The organism is Wolbachia endosymbiont (group B) of Germaria angustata, from assembly GCF_964026725.1.
GTDB classification, from domain to species: domain Bacteria; phylum Pseudomonadota; class Alphaproteobacteria; order Rickettsiales; family Anaplasmataceae; genus Wolbachia; species Wolbachia pipientis_C.
This window is the reverse complement of the sequence record NZ_OZ034691.1, coordinates 514,705-539,626: the sequence shown is the minus strand read 5'-3', so window position 1 is coordinate 539,626 and position 24,922 is coordinate 514,705. Positions and strand designations below refer to the sequence as shown.

General features: G+C 35.0%; 22 protein-coding genes and 3 pseudogenes. 6 read left to right on the top strand and 19 right to left on the bottom strand.

Going from position 1 to position 24,922, the window contains the following annotated elements:
• Nucleotides 1–159: 159 nt before the first annotated feature.
• Genes AAGD63_RS02680 through AAGD63_RS02670 form a run of 3 tightly spaced genes read right to left on the bottom strand, consistent with a single transcriptional unit; the run spans nucleotide 160 to nucleotide 2,255 of the window.
• Nucleotides 160–765 (bottom strand): ankyrin repeat domain-containing protein, encoded by a 606-nt coding sequence (locus AAGD63_RS02680; protein WP_341813730.1) that lies wholly within the window; start codon nucleotides 763–765, stop codon nucleotides 160–162.
• Nucleotides 766–814: 49 nt separating this feature from the next.
• Complete coding sequence (ltrA, locus tag AAGD63_RS02675; RefSeq protein ID WP_341813156.1) at nucleotides 815–2,062, bottom strand: group II intron reverse transcriptase/maturase; 1,248 nt, start codon at nucleotides 2,060–2,062, stop codon at nucleotides 815–817.
• 43 nt (nucleotides 2,063–2,105) lie between these two features.
• The gene (locus AAGD63_RS02670) at nucleotides 2,106–2,255 is read right to left on the bottom strand and encodes a hypothetical protein (RefSeq protein ID WP_265024380.1); all 150 of its coding nucleotides are present in this window, start codon (nucleotides 2,253–2,255) and stop codon (nucleotides 2,106–2,108) included.
• Between the two features lie 314 nt (nucleotides 2,256–2,569).
• Here AAGD63_RS02670 and AAGD63_RS02665 point away from each other — a divergent pair, with 314 nt between their 5' ends.
• The gene (locus AAGD63_RS02665) at nucleotides 2,570–2,851 is read left to right on the top strand and encodes a DnaB-like helicase C-terminal domain-containing protein (protein WP_410542027.1); all 282 of its coding nucleotides are present in this window, start codon (nucleotides 2,570–2,572) and stop codon (nucleotides 2,849–2,851) included.
• Here the strand turns inward: AAGD63_RS02665 and AAGD63_RS02660 are convergent.
• From AAGD63_RS02660 to AAGD63_RS02640, 5 genes and pseudogenes are all read right to left on the bottom strand, one after another.
• A complete protein-coding gene (locus tag AAGD63_RS02660; RefSeq protein ID WP_341813729.1) occupies nucleotides 2,848–3,123 on the bottom strand; it encodes a type II toxin-antitoxin system RelE/ParE family toxin in 276 nt (91 codons plus the stop codon). The two genes, AAGD63_RS02665 and AAGD63_RS02660, sit on opposite strands and share 4 nt — an antisense overlap.
• Nucleotides 3,114–3,332: a hypothetical protein gene (locus tag AAGD63_RS02655; protein ID WP_341813728.1), complete on the bottom strand. Its 219-nt coding sequence runs from the start codon at nucleotides 3,330–3,332 to the stop codon at nucleotides 3,114–3,116. The genes AAGD63_RS02660 and AAGD63_RS02655 overlap by 10 nt, the downstream gene beginning before the upstream one ends.
• A 95-nt stretch (nucleotides 3,333–3,427) precedes the next feature.
• The gene (locus AAGD63_RS02650; protein WP_341813727.1) at nucleotides 3,428–4,330 is read right to left on the bottom strand and encodes a hypothetical protein; all 903 of its coding nucleotides are present in this window, start codon (nucleotides 4,328–4,330) and stop codon (nucleotides 3,428–3,430) included.
• Nucleotides 4,331–4,691: 361 nt separating this feature from the next.
• A pseudogene (locus AAGD63_RS02645) lies at nucleotides 4,692–4,918 on the bottom strand (transposase); the annotation flags it as partial.
• Between the two features lie 49 nt (nucleotides 4,919–4,967).
• The gene (locus AAGD63_RS02640; protein ID WP_341813726.1) at nucleotides 4,968–5,516 is read right to left on the bottom strand and encodes a hypothetical protein; all 549 of its coding nucleotides are present in this window, start codon (nucleotides 5,514–5,516) and stop codon (nucleotides 4,968–4,970) included.
• A 196-nt stretch (nucleotides 5,517–5,712) separates the two neighbouring features.
• On the opposite strand from AAGD63_RS02640, the gene recO reads away from it, so the two are divergent.
• Nucleotides 5,713–6,441: a DNA repair protein RecO gene (gene recO, locus AAGD63_RS02635; RefSeq protein WP_341813725.1), complete on the top strand. Its 729-nt coding sequence runs from the start codon at nucleotides 5,713–5,715 to the stop codon at nucleotides 6,439–6,441.
• A gap of 22 nt (nucleotides 6,442–6,463) precedes the next feature.
• Here the strand turns inward: recO and AAGD63_RS02630 are convergent, their stop codons facing one another.
• The 5 genes and pseudogenes from AAGD63_RS02630 to AAGD63_RS02610 form a co-directional block, all read right to left on the bottom strand.
• Nucleotides 6,464–7,840: a PleD family two-component system response regulator gene (locus AAGD63_RS02630; RefSeq protein ID WP_264377851.1), complete on the bottom strand. Its 1,377-nt coding sequence runs from the start codon at nucleotides 7,838–7,840 to the stop codon at nucleotides 6,464–6,466.
• The gene (locus tag AAGD63_RS02625; RefSeq protein WP_341813724.1) at nucleotides 7,812–8,102 is read right to left on the bottom strand and encodes a hypothetical protein; all 291 of its coding nucleotides are present in this window, start codon (nucleotides 8,100–8,102) and stop codon (nucleotides 7,812–7,814) included. The genes AAGD63_RS02630 and AAGD63_RS02625 overlap by 29 nt, the downstream gene beginning before the upstream one ends.
• A 5-nt stretch (nucleotides 8,103–8,107) precedes the next feature.
• Nucleotides 8,108–12,769 carry an NAD-glutamate dehydrogenase gene (locus AAGD63_RS02620; RefSeq protein WP_341813723.1) on the bottom strand — a complete coding sequence of 1,554 codons (4,662 nt, stop codon included), beginning with the start codon at nucleotides 12,767–12,769 and terminating at the stop codon, nucleotides 8,108–8,110.
• A gap of 27 nt (nucleotides 12,770–12,796) precedes the next feature.
• A complete protein-coding gene (gene clpB, locus AAGD63_RS02615) occupies nucleotides 12,797–15,358 on the bottom strand; it encodes an ATP-dependent chaperone ClpB (RefSeq protein WP_341813722.1) in 2,562 nt (853 codons plus the stop codon).
• Nucleotides 15,359–15,427: 69 nt separating this feature from the next.
• Nucleotides 15,428–15,946 (bottom strand): annotated as a pseudogene (locus tag AAGD63_RS02610) (ankyrin repeat domain-containing protein).
• 379 nt (nucleotides 15,947–16,325) lie between these two features.
• On the opposite strand from AAGD63_RS02610, the gene AAGD63_RS02605 reads away from it, so the two are divergent.
• From AAGD63_RS02605 to AAGD63_RS02590, 4 genes and pseudogenes are all read left to right on the top strand, one after another.
• Entirely contained in the window at nucleotides 16,326–16,565 is a 240-nt protein-coding gene (locus tag AAGD63_RS02605) for a hypothetical protein (protein WP_341813721.1), read from the top strand.
• Nucleotides 16,566–16,662: 97 nt separating this feature from the next.
• Nucleotides 16,663–17,493 carry a hypothetical protein gene (locus AAGD63_RS02600; protein WP_341813720.1) on the top strand — a complete coding sequence of 277 codons (831 nt, stop codon included), beginning with the start codon at nucleotides 16,663–16,665 and terminating at the stop codon, nucleotides 17,491–17,493.
• 132 nt (nucleotides 17,494–17,625) lie between these two features.
• Nucleotides 17,626–19,107, top strand: a complete 1,482-nt coding sequence (locus AAGD63_RS02595) for an ankyrin repeat domain-containing protein (protein ID WP_341813719.1) — start codon at nucleotides 17,626–17,628, stop codon at nucleotides 19,105–19,107.
• Nucleotides 19,108–19,211: 104 nt separating this feature from the next.
• A pseudogene (locus AAGD63_RS02590) lies at nucleotides 19,212–20,437 on the top strand (IS256 family transposase).
• Nucleotides 20,438–20,536: 99 nt separating this feature from the next.
• On the opposite strand, the gene AAGD63_RS02585 reads toward AAGD63_RS02590, so the two are convergent.
• The 6 genes from AAGD63_RS02585 to dapB all read right to left on the bottom strand — a co-directional run bounded on the left by AAGD63_RS02585 (nucleotide 20,537) and on the right by dapB (nucleotide 24,762).
• Complete coding sequence (locus tag AAGD63_RS02585; RefSeq protein ID WP_341813718.1) at nucleotides 20,537–21,196, bottom strand: integrase core domain-containing protein; 660 nt, start codon at nucleotides 21,194–21,196, stop codon at nucleotides 20,537–20,539.
• Nucleotides 21,197–21,232: 36 nt separating this feature from the next.
• The gene (gene ltrA, locus AAGD63_RS02580) at nucleotides 21,233–22,480 is read right to left on the bottom strand and encodes a group II intron reverse transcriptase/maturase (protein ID WP_341813156.1); all 1,248 of its coding nucleotides are present in this window, start codon (nucleotides 22,478–22,480) and stop codon (nucleotides 21,233–21,235) included.
• A gap of 43 nt (nucleotides 22,481–22,523) precedes the next feature.
• Nucleotides 22,524–22,673, bottom strand: coding sequence for a hypothetical protein (locus AAGD63_RS02575; protein WP_265024380.1), 150 nt, complete (start codon nucleotides 22,671–22,673; stop codon nucleotides 22,524–22,526).
• A gap of 333 nt (nucleotides 22,674–23,006) precedes the next feature.
• Nucleotides 23,007–23,147: a hypothetical protein gene (locus AAGD63_RS02570; protein ID WP_341813717.1), complete on the bottom strand. Its 141-nt coding sequence runs from the start codon at nucleotides 23,145–23,147 to the stop codon at nucleotides 23,007–23,009.
• Nucleotides 23,148–23,218: 71 nt separating this feature from the next.
• Nucleotides 23,219–23,977 carry a phosphate ABC transporter ATP-binding protein PstB gene (pstB, locus tag AAGD63_RS02565; RefSeq protein WP_341813716.1) on the bottom strand — a complete coding sequence of 253 codons (759 nt, stop codon included), beginning with the start codon at nucleotides 23,975–23,977 and terminating at the stop codon, nucleotides 23,219–23,221.
• Complete coding sequence (gene dapB, locus AAGD63_RS02560; RefSeq protein ID WP_341813715.1) at nucleotides 23,974–24,762, bottom strand: 4-hydroxy-tetrahydrodipicolinate reductase; 789 nt, start codon at nucleotides 24,760–24,762, stop codon at nucleotides 23,974–23,976. Before dapB ends, pstB begins: the two co-directional genes overlap by 4 nt.
• Between the last annotated feature and the right edge of the window lie 160 nt (nucleotides 24,763–24,922).

Genomic DNA, 24,922 nt, shown 5'->3' with positions numbered 1-24,922 from the left:
TTTTTAATTCAGTGTTCTTTTTCTTTCATTCCAGGGTACTGGAATGAAAGATGTTATGATAAGAAATTCAATAACTTAAAGTAGGTAATTAAAGCCTCTAATTAAGATCTAAATCTATAGTTATTATAAGCAACACTAAAGAAGTGCGGAAGTAAAAAGTTACGAAAGAGCATTATGTATACGTATGCTTTGTATATCTACACTTTGCCTCCCTTCCATTACGTTTTGTCGCTCTTTTATTTCTTTTATTTCGTTATCGAATTTTGACATTAGATATTTAGCATAACCAGATGTTAATGCTGTTGATGCAGATACAGCTATTGCTACCGTAACAGATGTTAATGTAATTTCCATTGTCTCGGTTATAAAAAGCGTCGATGTTACAAAATTCCCTAACATGGCAACTAAGCCACCAACAACTACACTACCTTGAACTACTTTATTTTTTAAAAACCCTTTTATACTCTCTACCGTATCTTCTTGGTGATTTATAATGGCATAATACAAAGGAGTTTTCTGCAAACTATCTTTTTCATAAACATCTGCACCTCTGTCTAGTAGAGCATCTACTATCTCTAAATAGCCATTTTTAGCAGCATAATGCAAAGGAGTACTACCATTTCTATCTTTTACATGAACACTTGCGCCTTCAGCTAACAGAGCATCTACTACCTCTACATGATTACTTAAAGTAGCATAATGCAAAGGAGTACTACCACTTCTGTCTTTTACATCAAGGAGAGTAGACCAGTGGAACTTCCCCACCAGTCTCTCGCAAAACTGTACGTAAACCTCTTGATTTATACAGCTTCCATTATTCAGCCTTTTGGCCTAACCCTAGTGTCCAGTGATAGAAAATATCCGGAGACCTCTTTCTCACCTTTCCTAGAAATTGTCTTGCTAGTCTTCCGTGACTCCTGAGTCTCTTATATTTCCTTTTCACCCACTTTTCTAGATGCCGCTCTATATTCTTTAGAGATTTGTATACTTCAGTTCTGTAAAATTTGCCATAGTACTGATACCAGCCTCTGACTATTGGATTTACTTTTCCTGACATCTCCTCTAATGTTATATGCGTATTTCGTAGCATTTTCCATGACCTTATGGTTGTAGTAATCTTTTTCTTGGCCTTGTTGCTAATTGCTGGGAGAAATGAGACAAAATATTTCCCTATTTTATTTCTTGCTAACCTGGGTCTGAATGTGTAACCCAGAAAATCAAAACTTTGTTTAGGAAATCCACCACTCCTATTGTCATCCTTACAGTACACTATCTGTGTCTTTTCAGGATGTAATTTCAACTTATACTCAGCCAATCTTTCTTCGATCATTACTTTCACAAACTCTGCCTGTTTCTCTGTTCTGCAGTGTACTATCGCATCATCCACATACCTCTCAAATGGTACCGTCGGGTAGTTCTTTTTCATCCATATATCAAACACATGATGCATGAATATATTAGAGATGATTGGGCTAATTGAACCTCCTTGCGGAACTCCTTTATCCCTAACTACCTTACTGCCATCTGCTTGCTGAATGGGGGCTTTCATCCACCTCTCAACATACAGTATGACCCATTTGCAGTCTGTGTGCTTTTTGATAGCTTGCAATGCCAAGCCGTGGTCCAAATTGTCGAAAAATCCAGATATATCAAGATCTATCGTCCAATCGTACCTCCAGCATCTTTTACGAGCTGTATCTACCGCATCCAGTGCAGACTTATTTGGTCTATAACCATATGAATCCTCATGAAATTTTGGTTCTACCAGCGGCTCTAGATACATAGCAGCAGCCGTTTGCCCTATCCTGTCGAATACTGAAGGAACACATAAAATTCTTTGCCCTCCTGTATCTTTTGGTATCACAACAGCTTTTACCGGCTCTGGAAAATAACTTCCGGATGACATCCTATTCCATAGTTTGTACAGATTATCTTTTAGATTTTCTTCAACCTTTGTTATCGAAACCTCATCCACACCAGCAGCACCTTTATTTTTCGATACTTGTTTATAAGCTCTCCAAATAAGTTGCTTTGATATATCAAAAGACTTTGTTTTACTCATTAACTCCTCCCTTTCGGTTGATAAATCATTAAAACTAAATAACTCAGCCCCTTCTCTCGATTTCCATTACAGAAACTTCTTCACTACTACGAGCTGATCCGCCCCTGTTTTTCGCATCGGTACTCTCATCCTTAGAGTTTAGCTCCTTGGATTTCTCCCTTATCATCGAAACGACAGGTTCCCGTAGTTCCACACAATAGCCTGAAATGGATTCATGCCACCTTTATGCCGGACGCCATCTATCCAGTAAACAAGCTCCCGATAGATTTATCCCAGGTTACAAACGACCCCCTGGTTTTGACGTCATTTAAAAGGTTTCGACACTTCATCAGTGGTTCACTTTCGTTCATCTCTCTATTCCTTACATGACATATAATTATGCCTTTTCCATAACGCTCACTACCTTACCAAAGCAGCTTATGGTTGTTTGAAGCCTGCTCTTGTAAACCGGCTCCGAGGGACCTACCCTCATCTACTGTGCAGCTTTTGCACTTAGTTTGCTCTTACTTGAACATTCTTTGTATCTCTACGGCACACCCCATCGTGGCACTATCACAAATTAGTCGCAGAGTAGAAGAAAGACAAAACAAAAGACCGCAATTATCAGACCTAAGAGAGTCAGGGAGCATCGAACAAGACGCTGACATAGTTTTACTACTCTACAGAGACAACTACTATAAAACAGACGCTAATAACGAATTAGAGATAAACGTTGCAAAGAATAGAAGTGGCTCAACAGGTAAAGTTACCGTGCCTTATCAGGTTAATACTGGTAGGATATTAATCTAGGATTCGTAAATGTCTTTCCTGTGTTTTATTGAAACAATGGTTACTTCATATTTTGCAGCATTTACATGATACATAATACGATAATCGCCAGTTCTCAGTCTTCTATGTCCTTTGAGTTTGTAACGCAACGATTTACCAAGATCAATTGGGTTAACTGTAAGGCGCTCTTTTACTATTTCTTCAATTCTTAGCTTTATTGTTTTTGGAAGAGCTGGTAGATCTCTCTTACTAACATTTTTTAGGAACTTAATCTTATAGCGCTTTAGTCCCACTTGACGTCTTTTAGATCAACTGTTTCTGCACCTGGAACATTAAGTTCAGCAGCACGTTCAATTAATATTTTATCTTCCTCATTTTCAATTGCTTCTTGCATCAGCTCCTCTACTAGCTTTGTAACGGGCTTGTTTCTTATTTTAGCCAGCCCAGCAAGACACTCTGAAATTTCACTGTTGAAAGTTACGTTGATTCCTGAATCCGCCATAAGTTTTACCGAAGTTTATCAGTAATTATACAACATTTTCCTGAATTTTTCAATAAAGATCTCTCCTAAACTTAGAAGAGATCTTTTATGTGTGATTAACGCTGCATAGAAGAACCAGCTTCTTTGACATTCGCTTTTGTGATATCTGTCAAAGGTTTCATTGACTCAGAACTCTCTTCTTTTACCTCTGAAGCAAATTCTTTAAGTGCAGATTGTACCTCTGGATTCTTTTCCACGAGCTCTTTTATTTCCTTGCTTTTTTGTGGTTGAGAACATTTGTACAACTTAGGTTGTATTTTTTCCATACTCTTTCCTTGTGTTTGTTGTAGTCCCAATGCTTCATAGAGAGACTTTGTTTCATGCTGTTTTTCTACCATTACTTCTGTGTGCGCGTATATCTCTTCATCAGTAACGCCGTTTCTTTTAAGAATCTTTGCAGAACCATCGCTACTAACTGAAATTTTCATTTGACACTTTTTCCCTTCAACTTCCCAAGCAAGATCCATATCATATGTTCCATCGAGAATCTCATATGATCTTATTTCCTGTTCATCTTCATCGTAACAAGTCGATAAACGCACTCCTCTTGTTTTGTTTTTGTCAGGTTTGCACATTGTAATTGCATCTATACCATATTCTTTGGACTTACTAGCCTCGAGAAAATCCATCAAACAAATTGGATCTTTTCCCGCAATAGCTAATCTTGCAACCGGAAAAGAACGATTCTCTTCATCTAAAAACTCTTCAAGTGCGGCAAACTTTATTTTATCACTTTTTATATTATATAATTCTTCTACAACTTTCCGAGAAACCTCTCCTTCTAGTAGTGTATTAATATGACTTTTATAATCATCACCTTCACCATGAGATTTTCCAACTTTGTGCTTTTGAAATATCTTCCACGATTCTTCATCTGGAAGACCGCTAACATCTGAAATATTCAGATTAGCTTTATCCTTTATTGCTAGCTGAGATTGATAAAATACACCATTCTCCATATATCCAAAATTTACATAAGGATAAGATGGATTTAAGGCATTTTTTTTCTGGAAGACAGTTTTCTTTATCAATATTTTTACTTACACCCTGACCATGAGTAATGGTACTCACCAATTCCTTGGCTTTACTTTTTAGATTTTTCAAAGCACTTAACATAATAACCCCTCTGTTGTTAACATAATAATATAGCATACTAATATAAGTTATGCAAAGTCAAGCCTACAATCTAAATTTTTATGATAAATAACGGAAAATTAATTATGGTATAAAAAATGCCATATTCTACTCGTTCTAGTAGAAATCAAGCTTAAAATTTAAGGGGAATTTATGTAAGGAAAGAGCTGGAGCGGCGGCTCAAACTCCTATTATTAACTGCACTAACTTACTAATACTTAAGTATGGGGGTACAGAAACGTATACATGTTGACGCAACTCTACCTCTCTACTTGATTATTTGCACATACTTCTTGTACAACTTCTTTAGCTTTCTGTCCAATATCTCCAACTAATACTGGATATCGATATTTTGTTATCCACACTATGTGATATATATATACAGAGTGACTGCTTTTTCTATAATATTCCACATTCTTTGAGATTTTTCACCTTTAAATTATATTCTTAAAAGGATGGACTTTAAGTCCAGGGTTTTTCTCCCAAATTTGGGACAATAAAATCTAACGTGACTTCGCGCCAAATGTGATGCTGTTCAGCAGGTAAGCCAATTAACGGGCTACATTTATATACTGCACGCATTGCATTATCTGCTGCTGATCTAAAAAGAGGATTATTTTGATAAGAACTACTATCTGCTACGGTGGCTACAACGATCTCGCCTTTACTGGATAATAATAAGTTAATTTTTATACTAAAATTTTCTTTATAAACTATGCCCTCAGGAATGCTCCAACACTCTGTCAGTTTATCCCTTATAGAATTAATAATTTCTGTTATAGCCAATTCATTATCTTTGTTCTCAATATTTTTCTTATCTCTTATTTCATTTTTCACCTCTTTGATGTCTTCTCTTAGTTTTCTTTCTACACCCTTTTTTCTTTTGGGAATTGGAATACCCTCATCAATTTCCTGTATTTTAATAATTTGCCTCGGTTGTACTAACTCAACTAATTCTTTTTTTCTTTGTGGTATAGTAATAACTGACGAATCATCCGTTTGGGCTTTCATTGAAAAAAGCAAAAAACAACATAGAAACAAAAGAAGAATATAATTAAAATAGAGAGGGCGCATATGTTAAGCAGCTTGTTTTACTAGTTTAAAGCTAATATTGCACATAAAGTCAATATATTTCAGTTGACTTAAACTCAAATTTGCTACACTAATTTTATTATCTCTATAATATCATATGGTCAATATACTCTAAATGAGATGGAAAGATGAAGGTGTTATTATAGCTGTTAAAAAATACGGTGATAAAAATTTAATTCTTTCTCTATTTACAAAAAATCATGGAAAGCGCAGGGGATTAACTAGGTTAACAAACAATAGCAATTATAAGTTTCAAATAAGTAATCTATTACATGCAGAATGGAGTGCTAAGCTACCTGAAAATCTAGGTTTTTTAAAGTGCGAATTGATTGAATCTCCATTTTATCATTTCTTTCAAGATAGGTTAAAAAGCATTGCTATTGTTTCTTTCTCGTCTATATTAGAAAAAGTGCTTCCAGAAAGTGAATCCTGCATCAAGTTGTATGATAATTTTAGACACTTCATCGATGTAATAAAACATAATAGCCAGTTTTGGCAAAGTCATTACCTTAACTTAGAGCTTCTGCTTCTTACGCAACTTGGATTTAAGTTAGACCTATCAAAATGTGCTGTCACAGGTGTGAAAGAAAATCTACAATTTATTTCTCCAAAAACTGGTAGAGCAGTGTCAAAAAAAGTAGGTGACTGTTATGCAGATAAATTACTACCTTTTCCACAGATGTTGCATGATGTATACAATAACAACCTACAAAATAGCTACTCGTATCAAGAATTCAGACTAGGGTTAAAAATTACAGGGTATTTTTTAAATAAATATCTATTTCTGCAGTTAAATGCAAAATTTCCAGAGTTGAGAAATTTTATGCTATCATTTGAATCTTAGTTACTACTTATTTGAAAGAACTTCAACCAGTAACCACTCTATTTCTACCACTGTTTTTTGCTTTATATAAATATTTGTCAGCACGTACTATAAATTTTTTAACATCATCAAGGTCAGATCTTTGCATTGCTGAAATTCCAATGCTCACAGTTACATTATGGGTTGTATTTTTATCCACAAGTATAAAAGGTTCTTTGGCAATAATTTTCCTTATTCTCTCTGCAATAGTATACGCATCTGATACATTGGTATCTGGCATTACAACAACAAATTCCTCACCACCAAACCTAGCTAATAAATCTGTCACTCTGATATTTTCAGAAATTCTTTTCTGTATTTCCTTTAAAAGTTCATCTCCAGCATTATGCCCAAAGTTATCATTCACCATCTTAAAATAATCTATATCAAGTATCATAAGAGATAAACTTCTATCTTTTTCCACAGAATCCTTAACAATATTTCTTAAGTGTGCATCAAAATATCTTCTATTATAACAGTTAGTTAATGGATCCTTTATAGACATTTCCACATTATTAAATAAATTCATTCTCAAGGCATCTTGATACCTTTTGCGTTTCACTTGCAAATTAACCCTAGCTATTAATTCACTCTCATCTAAAGGTACTGTTAAATAATCATTAGCACCTACATCAAGTGCCTTTACTAAATTGCTTTTATCATAATCTTCAGAAAGGATCAGAATTGGTGTATAACGTGTTTCTACTTTACTACGAAACTTAGAACACAACCGTAGGCCGTCAGTTTTTGAAAACTGCATGTCAGAAATAATCAGGTCGTAATTATCCTTAATACCAACCTTTAATGCTTCTTTTGGATCGTGCAGTATTTTAATTGATCTGAAGCGTTGCTTTAGAACATTGTGTATCTGCTCTGCTTGAAAGGTGTCCTCATCTACAACAAGTATGTTAGCATCAAAAATCTGATTAGAATAATCCATAATACTGCTTTCTGCTACTCCACCAATCTCAGCATTAGTTTCTCCTCTCAAGCACAACTCATCTATTATCATCTTTAAGCGCACAAGAGACTTAATTCTTGCAGATAAAGCAGTTTCATCTATCGGCTTAGTTAGAAAGTCATCCGCACCAGCATTAATTCCTTCCACTCTATCATGAGTGTCATGCAGCGCAGTTACCATAATTATTGGAATATAAGTAGTTAAGGGATCATTCTTTAGCTTCTTACAAACCTCAAAACCACTCATTTTTGGCATCATAACATCAAGTAAGATAATATCTGGCTGCTGTTCCGCTACTAAATCTATCGCCTCCTCGCCATCATAAGCTACAATAACTGTATAGTACTCTGCTTTTAGCTGAGCCTCCAAAAGCTTAACATTAGATGGTATATCATCTACTACTAGGATTTTTGCTGTCATTTTTTGTACTATCTACATTGTAAGTAGGATAAAGCTTGCCATCTTCACCAATTATGTAATTGACTTTTTCAACGTTATGCTCTTCATATGATTCTTTAATTCCGGTATCCTTCAACAATTTCCTAACTCTTGATTTTACAACCCAGAAATACCTATATATATTTTTAATAAGATTAAGAAATACAGGTACTTTACTTTTATCAAGAATAATTATACTCACTAAAGCTACAACTAAAATTTCTGAAAGACCTATATTAAACATTTTTCCTATGAAGCAAGTACTTTAACTCTCCTGATTATAAGTATTAATTTACTTAAATCAAGTTTATAAGCGACCATCTCATCTAAAAAGCTATTGTAGCGCTCTATATAATCCTTATCATTAATAGCCCAAGTTTGAACCTTGTCTACATGATTATCAGTAGCTTTTATAACTTTAACAGCTAGCTTATGTTGATAATTGCTTAAATCATCTAATAAATCATTAATTAAGCTGCGATCCCAATAGGAAGAATGGCTTTTCATCTTGCCAGCAACTGTTCTAATCATATCAAATCTTAGCAGCGACTTTAATTCAAAGTATATTCTACCAGCCTCAAGGATGGACAAAGATGTCTGCTCAGCAACAGATATAACGTCCAGCGCATAAATAAGAATACGTAGATCAGCAACCCTTTTTGCTAGATCTTTATTTATATTAAGCTCTAACAAAGAAGCTAATCCATGATTATAGACCTCTAATAGGTGCTCATCTAAAATATCATGGCCTAAAGTTTCAATTGCACCCCTAAATTTTGTAACACCATCTAGTTCTACAAGATTAAGCTTACCAAGATTTTTTACTAACCAAAATGATACCCTACCAATAAATTTTTGCATACTTCTCACTACTTGCAAATATGAATCAACATCAATTTTTCCATCCAATTCATCAATTTTCTGCCAAAGGCTACTTAAATTATATAGGTGATTAACAACGATATATATGTTAACTGCTTCATGTACTTTAATTCCAGTACTCTCAACCAAATTATTAATAAATATACAGCCCATCCTATTTACTACATCGTTTGTAATGCAAGTAGAAATAATTTCCCTACAAAGTTGGTGTTTCAATATGGAATCCTTGAACTCTGTTACCATCCTTTGTGGAAAGTAATTTAGTAAGTAATCACGGCACAAAAAATCTTTTTCAGGTAGCTCAGAGTGTATAACTTCATTTTTTATTGCTGTTCTTGCATAAGACATCAGAACAGCAAGCTGAGGAGAACAGAAACCTTCTCCATCAGTTAACATTCTTGCTACCTCTTCTTCAGCTGGAAGAAATTCTACATCTCGGTTTAGCAGCCCAAATTTCTCTAAACTGAGTAATAATTTATGGTGCTGCTCTAATCTTTCTTTAGCTTTTAAGCACTCAAGAAGCAATGCTTTTGTTTCAATCCTGTTATGGTCTTCAAGCACCTTAAATGCAACATCGTCTATCATGCTAGTCAGTATTTCATTCCTTTTTTCTAAGGAAATTTTCCCTACTTTCATAAAAGCAATTTTGATATTAACTTCAAGATCAGAACATATTACTCCTGCTGAATTATCAAAAAAATCTGCATTGATATACCCACCTATTTTAGCATATTCTACCCTTCCAAGCTGCGTGCAACCAAGGTTACCACCCTCTATAAACATAGAAGCTCTAATATCCTGACCGTTTACTCTTAATTCATCGTTTGCTTTATCACCAACCATACCGTGACTTTCACTCTTTGCCTTAACGAATGTGCCAATTCCTCCATTCCATATGAAATCCACTTTTGCCTTGAGCAGATATCGGATCAAGTCATTTGGAGATAGTGTATCTTCCGTTATATCAAAGCACTTTTTCATTTCTTGAGAAATGTCTACTTGCTTGCTGCTACGCTCAAATACCCCGCCACCACGAGAAATCAAATCTTTGCTGTAATCCATCCAAGTTGAAAACGGTAATTCAAAAAGGCGTTTACGCTCTGCGAAACCCTTTGCTGAATCAGGATTTGGATCAATGAAAATATGCATATGGTTAAATGCGCCGATTAAACGTATATTTCTTGAAAGCAGTATGCCATTTCCAAACAGATCGCCAGCCATATCTCCAATTCCAATAACAGTTGTATCCTGGTAAATATCCTTATTCATTCTCCAAAAATGGCGTTGTGCTGCAATCCATGCACCTCTTGCTGTAATACCCATCTTTTTGTGGTCATAACCTGCTGATCCACCAGATGCAAATGCATCTTCGAGCCAAAAGTTACATTCAGAGGATATTTCGTTTGCATAATCAGAAAATGAAGCAGTGCCTTTATCTGCTGCAACTACCAAATATGGATCATCTTCGTCATACCTAATCACATTTTCTGGTGGAGTTATTTTGCCATCAACTACATTATCAGTAATATCAAGCATTCCTCTGATGAAATTCTTATAGCATTCAACACCTTTCTCCCTTAAAATGTTTTTGTCTTTATAAACTTGCTTTATTACAAATCCACCCTTTGCGCCAACAGGTACAATGACCGCATTTTTTGTCATCTGGGCTTTCATGAGTCCCAAAACTTCAGTGCGAAAATCTTCCGTTCTATCCGACCATCTCAAACCACCACGAGCCAACTTCCCTCCTCTTAGATGTATTCCCTCAAAAAGGTTTGAATAAACATACAATTCACGGTATGGGCGCGGGTCAGGTAAACCATTTATTTTACTTGAATCAAATTTGATAGATAAGTATGGCTTATCATCTTGATAATAACTGGTTCTCAAAATTGCCATTATCAAGTTAAATATCGAACGCAAAACGTAATCATGTGAAACGTTGCTGATCTCTTTTAGTAATTCTTCAATTTTTTCTATCAAAATGCTAGTAGTTTCTGCCCTATCAATATCTATTTTAGTATCAAATCTTGAATGAAATAATTCTACTAAATACCTTACTACTTTTGGATACTCTGATACTACTTTCTGGATATATTCTGGGTTATAGCTAAATGATGTCTGCTTTAGGTAGGCGCTTAGCGCTCTAATCAGAAGCACTTCCTTCCACTCGAGCCCAGCAATAATGATCAAGCTGTTAAAATAGTCATTTTTTATTTCCTTGCTGAACACTTTTACAAGTGTTACCTCAAACTGCTCTTTTAAAGTAATGTTGTCTATTAATTCATCAACTCTTGACAACACAAAATGATGTATCCATATTCCACCGTTGATTTCTATATAATAACCATTATGAGATAGAATCTTAGCCCCTAAATTCTTAGTAACCTTTAATATCTTTGACAATTCAAGGCCTCCGTTGCTTGGAGTGTAAACCTTCAATTGATAGTTGAGATTGTCACGAGTAAGCCTCAAATCAACTTCGCTGACTTTTTTCTTTCTCACTATCTCCAATTTTTTCATATCATAATACGCATCATGAGGTTCAAAATTCTCTTGATAACTTATCGGAAATGCCTTGCAATAGCGGATAAATATATCCTCAACAGTGCTAAAAGTATTATATAAATTGTCTATAAAACGATCTTCCCACTTTTCTGTAATGTTTCTTAACTTGTTTTCGATACGCAAAACTTCATCATCAAAAACGCTAGCGCTTTTGGTTCTTAGCACCACGTGTAATTTCATCAAATCATATTCATTGATAATGTGATTGTTATAAATATCTGAACTTTCTGCATTCGTTTCATCTTTCAATATATCGCGTATCTTAAACATTAGTCTTGCACTAGCATAACGCATCGGTATCAATACTATGCAACTAATAAAGTTCCCTACCTTTCTCAAAAATAATTTGACTCTTGGTCTAATCGCAAGAGACATGATCGAGGTGCAAATTTCAAATAACTCGTCTTCATTTGATTGGAATAATTCGTCACAAGAAAATGCCTGTAAAATGGAAATTAAAGCTTTATTGTTATGGCCACCAGGAACAAATCCTGCCTTTTTTTCTATTGTTGTAACCTTATCCTTTATTACCGGAATAGTTCGAATATCTTGCACTTCTGCTATAGAAGTAAATAGCCCAAAAAAATGCTGTTCCCTTATTACATCACCCTGATCATTAAATTCTTTCACTCCTATACAATTCATATAGGTACGCCGATGAACTATTGAGATTAGGTCTGATCTTAGTATGTATAAAGAATTCAAGCTTTCAGAAAAAATTGATGAATTTTGGTACTCTTCACTTGCTCTCATTAACCCGAGGCTCTCCTTACCACTTAGAGCAAGCTTTCCTTCTTTATTAGTAATGTATTCTTGATAACCTAAAAATATAAAATTGTTATTTTTCAACCAAGCTAAAAAATCTCTGCCTCCAGCATCCAATGCCGGATGCTCAAGAAGCTTCTTGAGCATCAATTGCCAGTCCTTTACAACGCAGTTAACTGCTTTTAGCGTCTTTCGTAGAGATTCTTCTAATGTATTAACAAAATTATCACTTATACCTTTAATAATTACATATATTACTGACTCTTTGATTCCATTACTTTCTTCCAAAAGATGAATTTTATCTATTAGGCTATTTTTTCTTTGAATATTAATTATGCTGTTACTATAATAGCATATAGTTAAACCGTGTGACTTAATAGTGGAAATGACAGAATCCACTAAAAAGGGCATGTCATCATTTGTGATTTTAATTATAGTGAAATTACCTTCTATTCCTGAAATATCATTTACATTACTTACTGCCAATTTACTTTCTTCTTTTTCTTTTTTAAGAATGAAGTTGTATGCATCTTCTGCAATGTATAAAAGAAATTTATCGTTGACTTTTAGGTCGCTATTATAAACAAAATTATAAAAGTATTTTATAAACTCTTTAATTTTTTCTTTCTCTTTTTTATTCCCTTGATCAACTAGCTTAAATAAAGACTCAACATTAACATTATGATTTATACACATTTTTCAAAACAAAAATACACAGCGAATCTAGATCTTTTTAACTAAGATTTCGTTACCAGAAGTATACACTATTAGTTCATCTCCTTCTACTACTTTCCCCGATAAAACTAACTTAGCTAGATTATTTTGAATGCATTCTTGTATTACCCTTTTCAGAGGCCTCGCTCCATATTCAGGGTCATAGCCAGTTTGTGCTATTAGCTCCTTAGCTTCTTGCGATAAACTAATACTCAGTTTACGCTTAGCAAGCATCTTTTGTAAATAAGAGAATTGAACATCTATAATTTTATAAATGTCATCTTTGGTTAAACCGTGGAATATAATAATTTCATCCAGTCTATTTAAAAATTCTGGACGAAACGCTAACTTAACTATTTTCATCACCTCATCTTTTACAGATTCAGCAGTTCCTCTGAGCATCATCTCAGCGCCAAGGTTAGAAGTTAAAATCAGTATGGTATTGCGAAAATCAATTAATTTGCCATGGCTATCGGTGAGTCTACCTTCATCCAAAATCTGCAGTAATATATTAAATATATCTGGATTTGCCTTTTCTATCTCATCAAACAAAATTACCTGATATGGTCTTCTCCTCACTGCCTCAGTTAATCTTCCACCTTGTTCATAGCCAACATACCCTGGAGGTGCACCAATCAGTTTTGAAACGGAGTGTTTTTCCATATACTCTGACATATCAAAGCGTAGAAGTGCTGATTGATCATCAAACAAAAATTCGGCAAGAGATTTTGCTAACTCTGTTTTTCCAACTCCGGTTGGACCTAAGAATAAAAATGAACCAAAAGGTCGATTAGTATCCTGAACACCAGAACGGGAGCGCCTTACTGCATTACTTATAGCTTCAATTGCATCTCTCTGCCCTATTACTCTTTTTCCTATTTCATTTTCCATATTAAGGAGCTTTTCCTTTTCACTATGCATCATATTATCAACTGGAATGCCTGTCCATTTTGAAACAATATTTGCAATATCACTCTCAGTAACTTCTTTCTTTAGGAAACTATCAGTAACTTTTTCCTGATTTTTTAACTCATTTTCAAGTTGAGGAATCACACCATACATCAACTCCCCTGCCCTTCCTAAATTTCCATTGCGCTGAGCCAATTCTAGCTCTTTCCTCGCGTTATCCAATTTTTCAGCAGTTTCTTGTATTTTAGCTATTTTATTCTTTTCCATCTGCCATTTACTGCTTAAGTCAGCAAATTTACTGTTTAGACTCTCAATTTCCTCATTTATCTTTTTTAAACGTTGCTTAGAGTTTTCATCACTTTCTTTTTTCAAAGCCTCTGACTCAATTTTCAGCTGTATAATCTTTCTTTCAAGCTCATCAACAACCTCAGGCTTGCTGTCCATTTCAATTCTAACCCTACTTGCTGCTTCATCAATTAAATCGATCGCTTTATCAGGTAAAAACCTATCTGTTATATATCTATTAGAAAGCGTTGCAGCAGCGATTATTGCACCATCTGTGATTCTAATACCATGGTGCACCTCATACCTCTCCTTCAAACCCCTCAGTATTGAAATAGTATCAGTCTCAGTCGGTTGAGAAATAAACACAGGCTGAAAACGCCTTGCAAGCGCAGGGTCTTTCTCTATATGTTGACGATACTCATCCAAAGTTGTAGCCCCTATACAGCAAATTTCTCCACGCGCAAGAGCAGGCTTGAGCAGATTTGAAGCATCCATCACACCACTTGTCGCTCCTGCTCCCACTAAAGTATGAAGCTCATCTATAAACAAAATAACTTTTCCCTCTGCTTTTGAAATCTCATTAATCACTGCTTTTAGTCTCTCTTCAAACTCCCCTCTAAATTTTGTTCCAGCAATTAATGCACCAAGATCCAAAGCTAAAACTTTTGCATCACGCAAACCAAATGGTACATCATTTGCAACAATTCTGTTTGCTAAACCTTCAACTATTGCAGTTTTTCCAACACCAGGTTCACCTATCAGTACTGGATTATTTTTTGTTCGCCTCAACGATACCTGCATAGTTCTTCTGATTTCCTCATCACGACCAATTACAGGATCAAGCTTACCTTGCATAGCAAGCTCTGTAATATCTTTTGTATACCTCTTTGCCGCATTTAATTTTTCCTCGCTATTTGGAGAGTCTGCACTGCCACCTTTTCTCATTTCTGCAATAACTGAATTTAATTTTTGCGGTGTTACACCACCTTCTGCTAAAATTTCACCTACAATTTCATCTTTTTGTGCAGCAAGGCCCTGCAGCAACCGCTCAACAGTAACAAATGTGTCTTTATTTCTCCTCGCAATACCAATTGAATCATCAAAAACTTTTGCTACCTCTCTTGAAAGCTGAAGTCCACCACTACCTGGTCCTCCAACCACTGGAAACTTTTTAATTGTACTACTCACAGCATCAGAAATATTCTGAATATTTCCACCACAAGTGCCTATCAAATCCTGAACTAAACCTGACTCATCTTCAAGCATTACTTTAAGTAAATGTTCAGGCATAAAAATCTGATGCCCAGCTCCCAATGCTTTCATTTGAGCGCTCTGGATTAAGCTTTTTGCTTTTTCGGTAAATTTATTCAAGTCCATAATACAAATTTAACTCATACTTGCTGATATATATAACAACTACTTTCTCAATTTTAAACTTAAAGTCATTCAGCATTCAACCACTATGGATTTCAATCCATAGTGGTTGAATATTTGATCGTAGGGCTTATCTTTGTTATGCCTTGACCTTAACACAGCTACATTTCTAGGTTTTTTTTCCATCATCGTTTATAATGTTAGGATTAGCGCCTTTTTCTAGCAAAAATTTGATAATCCTTAAATCACCATAATATGCAGCATTATGTAGTGCTGTGCTTACATACTTGTTAATAATGTTTACGTTAACTCCCTCATCTATTAAAAACCTAACTATCTCTAAACATCCCCTTCTGCAGCGTAATGTAACGCAGTTAACTTAGGCATGTGTGTATCAGTATCTAATAAATTTTTTACTGAGAATTTTACAGTTTCTAAGTTACAATTTTGAGAAGCAATGCGTAATATCGTTTTATAATTATCTGCAGCTTTTGCCTTCATGTAATAATAGGTAGCAATAATACATACTATTACTGTTATAAGCCACCAAAAATGCAGCTTGTTTTTTGTATCTTGACTCAATTTATCCATATTCAACATCTTTTTAATATTAAATAGATCATTTACTCATTTTTTATTAACATTACTTACTCAAAGATGCTGACAATATAGTAAGGTAACCCGAGTTGGCTTTGTTGCATAGCGAGTAGAGATGGGAGAAAAAAGGGAGAAAATCTAAAGAAAGTGGTTACTTTATTAAGAAATGAACATTTTGTAGAGTATATGCCAAAGAAGATGAAAGTCAGTAATCATTAAAGAGTATAATCAATTTTTAGAAAAAAGAGGAAATGTCTTTCATTTTATCGATGAAGCTATAGAAAACTGGTACGAAAGTTCAGAAAAAATTCCTGGAGATTTATAGCGATAAGGTTGTTATCGCAGTACATATAGTCGTTAATCTATTTAGAATATGCTTAAGGCAAGCAGTTGGATTTATAAAAGGATATTTACAAAGTATAGTGAAGAATCTCCAAGTATTCACAAGCTTCTCGTCAAACTTAATTTGAAATTATGTGACCACAGAACAGATAAAAATGACATAGAGAATATTGAAATTGCTATAGATAGTACTGTAATGCATATTTATAGTAACAGTACTCAACATAACAAAGATAACGCCAAGATAAGGAAGTATCACAAAAGCCAATAAAGAAGAGTTAAAGCAAGCAGTATCTTCTTACGTAGAAAGTATAAAACTATTTAATAAAGAATATCAGAATGATACAATAAGATTAAGACTTCTTGATTTGAATGATGATGACAAAAAAAGTGTGATGAAAAAAACATTAGGTAATAATCCTGTACCAAACGATAAAGAGTTTATAAAAACTGTAATCGACGCAGCTAAAGATGCATTAGAAACTAAATTCTTAAGAAAAAATGAACTTGGTGAATATGACGAAGGATATCCTACATCAAGGATAAAGTATGGAAATAATGAAACGATTACTATACCTGAATCTATAGGTTATATAAAACTACTGATTGATAATTTTTGCGTTCCGCTGGAAGAAAAAAAACAATTGCTAGTTACTCTTATGGAACAAAACCCAGAACTAGTAAGAGAAAAATTACCTGTAATAAGAAAAGAACTTGGAAATAGTGACATCTTGAATAAAGAACAATTTGAGAAAAAAGAATTATATGTATTGTTAAATAGTATAGATGATAGTGAAAAAATAAATAAGCTCTTTAAAGAAATCAGTGGCTTAGATATAGAAAAGGTCTGGAGAGAGCAAAAAGAGTTTGTTCTTCTAAAACAAATATATATAGCAGCAACGACATATGGTGAAGGTAGTAGTGCTTGTATCCAAGGGACATGGAGCCAAATTATTAATAGTATAAACGAAATTAGTACCGAAATCTTGGCACAATATGATGACTATTTACAAGAAGAACAAAAGCTAGAAGCACAGAAAAATGTTATTACAGAAGAGAACATTAAACCATTTATAGAAGATTTAGCTAATAAACTAATTGAATATGTAGAACTTCATCCTGAATTAAAAGAAGCCTTAAAAGATTTTGCCGTAAGCATCGTAGATATTGATGAGCCTGAAGAAATTACCCTTGAATAGCAAAAAATTTTAGCAGAGATAAATAAGTACTTTAGCCAAAATATTAAAAAATTTTTACAGAATTACGATAGAAATATACCAAGTAGGAATGAATGTGACCTTATCATTAAAGAATTATCAGAAGTGGGAGTAATGCAACGTTTTGCACGAGAAGGTCAAGCGCCTTCTAATGCAGAAGATAATAGTAACAGTTACGCAACTATTAGTACAGATGAAGAGCTTCTAGATGATGCAGATCAAGAGCTGTTTAAGTTTCAGGCAGAGGAAATTGAAACTAAAGATAGTATGAATAAAGTAAGTATGGACTTGTTTACAAGTCATGAATCCAACAGTAGAACTGTCGATACTATTATTAGTTTTTCTACTGTTAAAACGGCAGCTTTAAAACAAGAAAGTGATAAGAATGAACAAGCTACTACTCAATTAACTGGACATGTAATACAAGAGGATTTCATACAAGTATTACAGCCGAAAAGTTTAGTAAGTATTAGGGATGATAACATTCAACTTGTAGGCGAAATAACACCCGTGGTAGAGGTTAATGCAGATAGTACTTCTTTACACCATGCTGCTGAGATTGGCGATAAAGAGGGAGTAAAGGCTCTAATAGAGATAGAGGAAGATATTAATCCAAGGAATAAATATGGTAGAACTCCTTTACATTATGCCGCTAGCAAAGGCTACGTAGAAATATTAAAATCCTTACTAAATGCAGGAGCAAAATTTGATGAAAAGGATAATGTAGGAATGACTCCTTTATGTCTTGCTATTGTAAATGACCATAAAGAAGTAGTGGCAATGCTAGTAGAAAACAAAGCAAATGTTAATGTAGTAAGTAAAAGTGGAAAAACTCCTTTAGACTGGCTTTCTATTTCTAGACACACATCGGATGATTTATGTAGTAGCAGTAGTAGCAATTGCAGCCATACAGAAATAGAGGAAATTTTACTAAAAAATGGAGCAGTAGGTAATACTGAAAACTCAACAATATATGATAATGTTCAAGCCAAGAGTGTACAGCTTAATAACCCAGAAAATAAAAGTACTTCCACAATAAGCGATCAACTACAAACATTAACACAAGAACATGCTATTTCTTCTGATAATGAGTATGAACAAGCGGAATGTTCAGTAACTATACCAGAAAATCAAAGCAACTTTGGAACTATTGGTAGTAACTCTTTTTCTTATTCTTCTGAAGAGCAACTCCTATTAAAGGTGTCAGCAAGTGATAATAAACAAGGTATACAATCAGAAAGTGAAGATAATAAAAGCAATATTACTATGATATTAGCTGATACTAAGAAGGAAAAACAAACCCCTACTCATAAGCAAGATATTAGTAATAAGGACAATAGCAAAAGTAAACCGAAAGAAAATAATGTGATTTCTCAAAATAAAAAAATGTATATTGTAGCTACTTCTGCACTTGTAGTAGCTGGAATTATTTCAGGGATAGCTGTTGCAGTTTACTCAGGAATGTTAGCGGTAGGAATAGCACTTGGAGTTTGTTGTCTAATTGCTGCTGCAGTCATATACTGTTGTAATAGTCCTTCAAATTTACTTAAAGGTAGCAATCCTGAAGTTGCAGTGAATCAAGGGAAGATTATATAACTCAAGGTAAGGAGAAATATCAGGAAGTTTGGGGAGTGTTAAACAAACTGTGTCAAACCAAGAAATGATGTATTTTAGTTAATATAAAAACGGAGGTTTTACACATGAGTGAAAAAATAGCAAATAACTATGTTGGGTTAGTAAATTATCAAGAGTTAGAGTCAAATATCCTGTCATCTATACGAGAAGGTAGGCCACTTACCGGAAGAGATGGAGCGCTAACACCATTGATAAAGAAGCTGCTAGAGGCAAGTTTAGAAGGTGAAATGGAGAGCCATCTATCAAATAATAGGAACGAAGAAAACAATCGCAGAAACGGCAAAAACTCAAAGACTTTACGAACAAGTTCCGGATCATTCGAGCTGCTAACACCAAGAGATAGAGAAGGAAGTTTTGAGCCACAAATAGTCAAAAAAAGACAAACAAACCTGCATTCTGAACTTGAAACAAAGATCTTGAGCATGTTTGCCAGCGGTATGGGATATAGAGACATAATGTCACACGTCGAAGAAATTTATGACAATAAGGTATCGGTTGCTGAAATATCCAGTATTACTGATAAATTATTGCCAGTGATTAACGAATGGCGCAGTCGTCCTTTACAGGCAGTTTATCCGATAATTTTTATGGATGGAATGTTCTTTAAAGTAAAAGAGGACGGACGATGTGTAAGCAAGTGCATGTATAATATATTGGGCATAGATTAGAATGGCAGAAAAGAGGTATTAGGCTTCTATTTGGCTGAAAGCGAACTTCTGGTTAGGTGTGCTAAACGACCTCAAGGAAAGAGGTGTAGAAGATATTCTAATAGCCTGTGTTAAAAAGTTTTCCTACAGCTATAAACAGCGTCTTTCCTAATATAGAAGTACAACTATGTATAGTGCATCAGATACGCAATTCATTGAAGTATGTGGCTAGCAAAGATACAAAGAGCTTTTTAAGTGATTTGAAGAGGGTATATCAAGCACCAAGCAAGGAAATTGCTGAGAATTATCTACTAGAACTGGATGAAAAATGGGGTACAAAGTACCCTATGGTTATAAAATCGTGGCAGAGTAACTGGGAAAATTTGTCTAGTTATTTCAAGTATTCTGATCCAATGAGGAGAGTAATTTACACCACTAATCCAATTGAGGGGTTGCATAGACAAATTAGGAAATTCACCAAGACCAAGGGCTCATTTACCAGTATAAATGCTTTGTACAAGCTGGTATATTGTGCTATAAAAAAGGTGGAAGAAAAGTGGACGATGCCTGTACGTGATTGGGCATTAACTATGTCCCAGCTCGACATTTTCTTTCCTGATAGATTGAAAATTGAGTTGAATTAAAATGTGGTTTGACACAGTTTGTTTAACACTCCCATCATGCTTGTAATTTTGCATGACAAAAGGCTCCTTTGACGGAATGTAATTTTTTTGCACTTCACTTTAACAAGGAATTGTACTTTCTAGCTCTTTATATTTTTCCCATGGAGTTTTCCCTTGAAGAGAGCTATGAGGACGTTGTCTATTATAATGGTTTTCCCAATCTCTGAGTTTAATTTGTAGGTCAGGATCCTTGATGTTAACACTACTGTAAAATTCATCTAAATCTGTACGCTGCGCTCTTTCCACTTTACCGTTTAAATGCGGGGAAAATGGCTTGATAGGACGAAATTTGATTTTCCATTTTCTCAAATATTCTTGCACCCCATAAGCAAAAAATTCCTGTCCTCTATCGGTTTGAATTCTTTGACAATGAAATGGCATTTTTTCTCTTAGTTGTTCAAGAAAATCTAGAGTGTTTTCTGCAGTACGTCTTGGGTACAATGTAACAACTTTATAACGTGTACAATCATCTATAGTGGTATACTGATAAAGTCCAGAAGCTATTTTGCATACATCCATCTGTATACGCTCTCCTGGTACTTTACAGTTGTAACGCTTTATTTGTTTGCGGTAATGACGTTTAATACGTAAAAGACTTACATCATATTTTTTGAAAACTTTGTGTATAGTAGCCAATGAAAAAGAGAGATCATGTAAACGTTTCAATTCAGCTTGAAAAGGAGAGTAGACCAGTGGAACTTCCCCACCAGTCTCTCGCAAAACTGTACGTAAACCTCTTGATTTATACAGCTTCCATTATTCAGCCTTTTGGCCTAACCCTAGTGTCCAGTGATAGAAAATATCCGGAGACCTCTTTCTCACCTTTCCTAGAAATTGTCTTGCTAGTCTTCCGTGACTCCTGAGTCTCTTATATTTCCTTTTCACCCACTTTTCTAGATGCCGCTCTATATTCTTTAGAGATTTGTATACTTCAGTTCTGTAAAATTTGCCATAGTACTGATACCAGCCTCTGACTATTGGATTTACTTTTCCTGACATCTCCTCTAATGTTATATGCGTATTTCGTAGCATTTTCCATGACCTTATGGTTGTAGTAATCTTTTTCTTGGCCTTGTTGCTAATTGCTGGGAGAAATGAGACAAAATATTTCCCTATTTTATTTCTTGCTAACCTGGGTCTGAATGTGTAACCCAGAAAATCAAAACTTTGTTTAGGAAATCCACCACTCCTATTGTCATCCTTACAGTACACTATCTGTGTCTTTTCAGGATGTAATTTCAACTTATACTCAGCCAATCTTTCTTCGATCATTACTTTCACAAACTCTGCCTGTTTCTCTGTTCTGCAGTGTACTATCGCATCATCCACATACCTCTCAAATGGTACCGTCGGGTAGTTCTTTTTCATCCATATATCAAACACATGATGCATGAATATATTAGAGATGATTGGGCTAATTGAACCTCCTTGCGGAACTCCTTTATCCCTAACTACCTTACTGCCATCTGCTTGCTGAATGGGGGCTTTCATCCACCTCTCAACATACAGTATGACCCATTTGCAGTCTGTGTGCTTTTTGATAGCTTGCAATGCCAAGCCGTGGTCCAAATTGTCGAAAAATCCAGATATATCAAGATCTATCGTCCAATCGTACCTCCAGCATCTTTTACGAGCTGTATCTACCGCATCCAGTGCAGACTTATTTGGTCTATAACCATATGAATCCTCATGAAATTTTGGTTCTACCAGCGGCTCTAGATACATAGCAGCAGCCGTTTGCCCTATCCTGTCGAATACTGAAGGAACACATAAAATTCTTTGCCCTCCTGTATCTTTTGGTATCACAACAGCTTTTACCGGCTCTGGAAAATAACTTCCGGATGACATCCTATTCCATAGTTTGTACAGATTATCTTTTAGATTTTCTTCAACCTTTGTTATCGAAACCTCATCCACACCAGCAGCACCTTTATTTTTCGATACTTGTTTATAAGCTCTCCAAATAAGTTGCTTTGATATATCAAAAGACTTTGTTTTACTCATTAACTCCTCCCTTTCGGTTGATAAATCATTAAAACTAAATAACTCAGCCCCTTCTCTCGATTTCCATTACAGAAACTTCTTCACTACTACGAGCTGATCCGCCCCTGTTTTTCGCATCGGTACTCTCATCCTTAGAGTTTAGCTCCTTGGATTTCTCCCTTATCATCGAAACGACAGGTTCCCGTAGTTCCACACAATAGCCTGAAATGGATTCATGCCACCTTTATGCCGGACGCCATCTATCCAGTAAACAAGCTCCCGATAGATTTATCCCAGGTTACAAACGACCCCCTGGTTTTGACGTCATTTAAAAGGTTTCGACACTTCATCAGTGGTTCACTTTCGTTCATCTCTCTATTCCTTACATGACATATAATTATGCCTTTTCCATAACGCTCACTACCTTACCAAAGCAGCTTATGGTTGTTTGAAGCCTGCTCTTGTAAACCGGCTCCGAGGGACCTACCCTCATCTACTGTGCAGCTTTTGCACTTAGTTTGCTCTTACTTGAACATTCTTTGTATCTCTACGGCACACCATTCGCTCCTTCTTTCAATGCTTGTTGAAAATGATTCCAAGCTTCCTCAGGTGTTATTCTTTCACCACTAGCACTTTGCAATTCAATAGCTTTAAACAACTTTCTTGTTGCTTCACTTGTACTAAACATTTTAACCCCCTATCACAACAAACTTGATAAAATTATACATAGAAAAAAAAATTAAAATATCAACTATTAAGCTAATGATCCAGAATATACTCCTTCGTTAAGGGAGATTGAGCATTTTCAAATATTTCTTGAGTACTTCCGAATTCAACAATCTTGCCATTGCAAAAGAAAATTACGCTGTCAGATAATTTTTTAGCCTGCTTCATCGAATGAGTTACCATAATTATGGTGAACCTCAATTTCAATTCTTGTATAAGATTTTCGATTGCATTGGTTGCCATTGGATCAAGAGCAGAGCATGGTTCATCCATTAATAAAATAGTTGGCTTTACTGCAATTGCACGAGCAATGCATAATCTTTGTTGCTGGCCACCAGATAAATTTAGTGCACTATCTTGCAATCTATCTTTTAACTCTTCCCATAAACCAACCTTAGTTAAACTACTTTCTACTATTTCATTCAATTTTTGCTTATTTTTCACCATGCCATGCAATTTAGGCCCATAAGCAACATTATCATATATTGACTTTGGAAAAGGATTGGGTTTTTGAAATACCATACCAACTTTTGCTCTGAGCAATACAACATCCATATCACGTGAATATATATTACCCAGCCCATCGATTACCAGTTCACCAGTCGCTCTACATCCAGGTACGTAATCATTCATACGATTAAAACAACGCAAAAATGTCGATTTACCGCACCCAGAAGGTCCGATAAAAGTTGTGACTTTCTTTTTGCAAATATTCAAATTTATATCGAATAAAACTTGTTTAGAGCCATACCAAAGATTTAAATTTTTAACGAAAGCGTATTTATCGTTCATACTAAATCCTGCATTGAATAAAGTCCTGGAGTTTTATTCTCGCACAACCATATTGCTGCCTGAACCGCCCCTCTAGCAAACGTTGTACGATCAATTGCTTTGTGATTTAATTCTACTCGTTCATCGGAATTGACAAACATGACACTGTGATCTCCTATTACTCCACCTCCACGAGATACTGCAAAGCCTATTCCTCCTTTCCCTCTTATATTTGAATTATTATGTAAATATTGATTGAGCTCAAAATCCACTTTTGCAGCGTTAGCAACTGCTTTACCAAACTCTATAGCTGTTCCAGATGGTGAATCCTTTTTTAAATTGTGATGCATTTCCAAAATTTCAACGTCATACTCATTACCTAAAAGCTTGGCAGCTTCTTTTACCAATTTCAGCAACACATTAACTCCTATACTCATATTTGCTGACCATAATATTGGAACTTTAGCAGCATAGTCTTTTAAATTTAGACCTTCTATTCCAGTTGTGCCACTAACTAGCGGCTTTTTAAATTTTACAGCTGCCTTAAGGCAGTCTAGCATACATTCTTTAGTTGTAAAATCTATTACAACATCGGACGATTCAAATACCTCACTAATAGAACTTGTAACTTTGATTCCTAAATCGGAGCCATGGCCTGCAATAGACCCAATATCTAAGCCTATATACTCACTGCCCAAGCGAGCAACAGCACCTGCTACTTCCACTTTGGTATTCGTAATTAATTCATTGAGTATTTTCTTACCCATTCTGCCTAAGCAGCCTATTACTCCAACTCTGATTTTCATAAAGCTTTTTCCACTATGTTAGGCTTTTTTTGAAGCTTTGTCATCTTTATAAGCTTAGCATATTTAGCCTTACACTGATAAAACTATAGCTATACATCGATGAATCTATTGAAAATTGATACGAGGAAGATACAAATTGTAATTAGTCAATTTTCCTTAT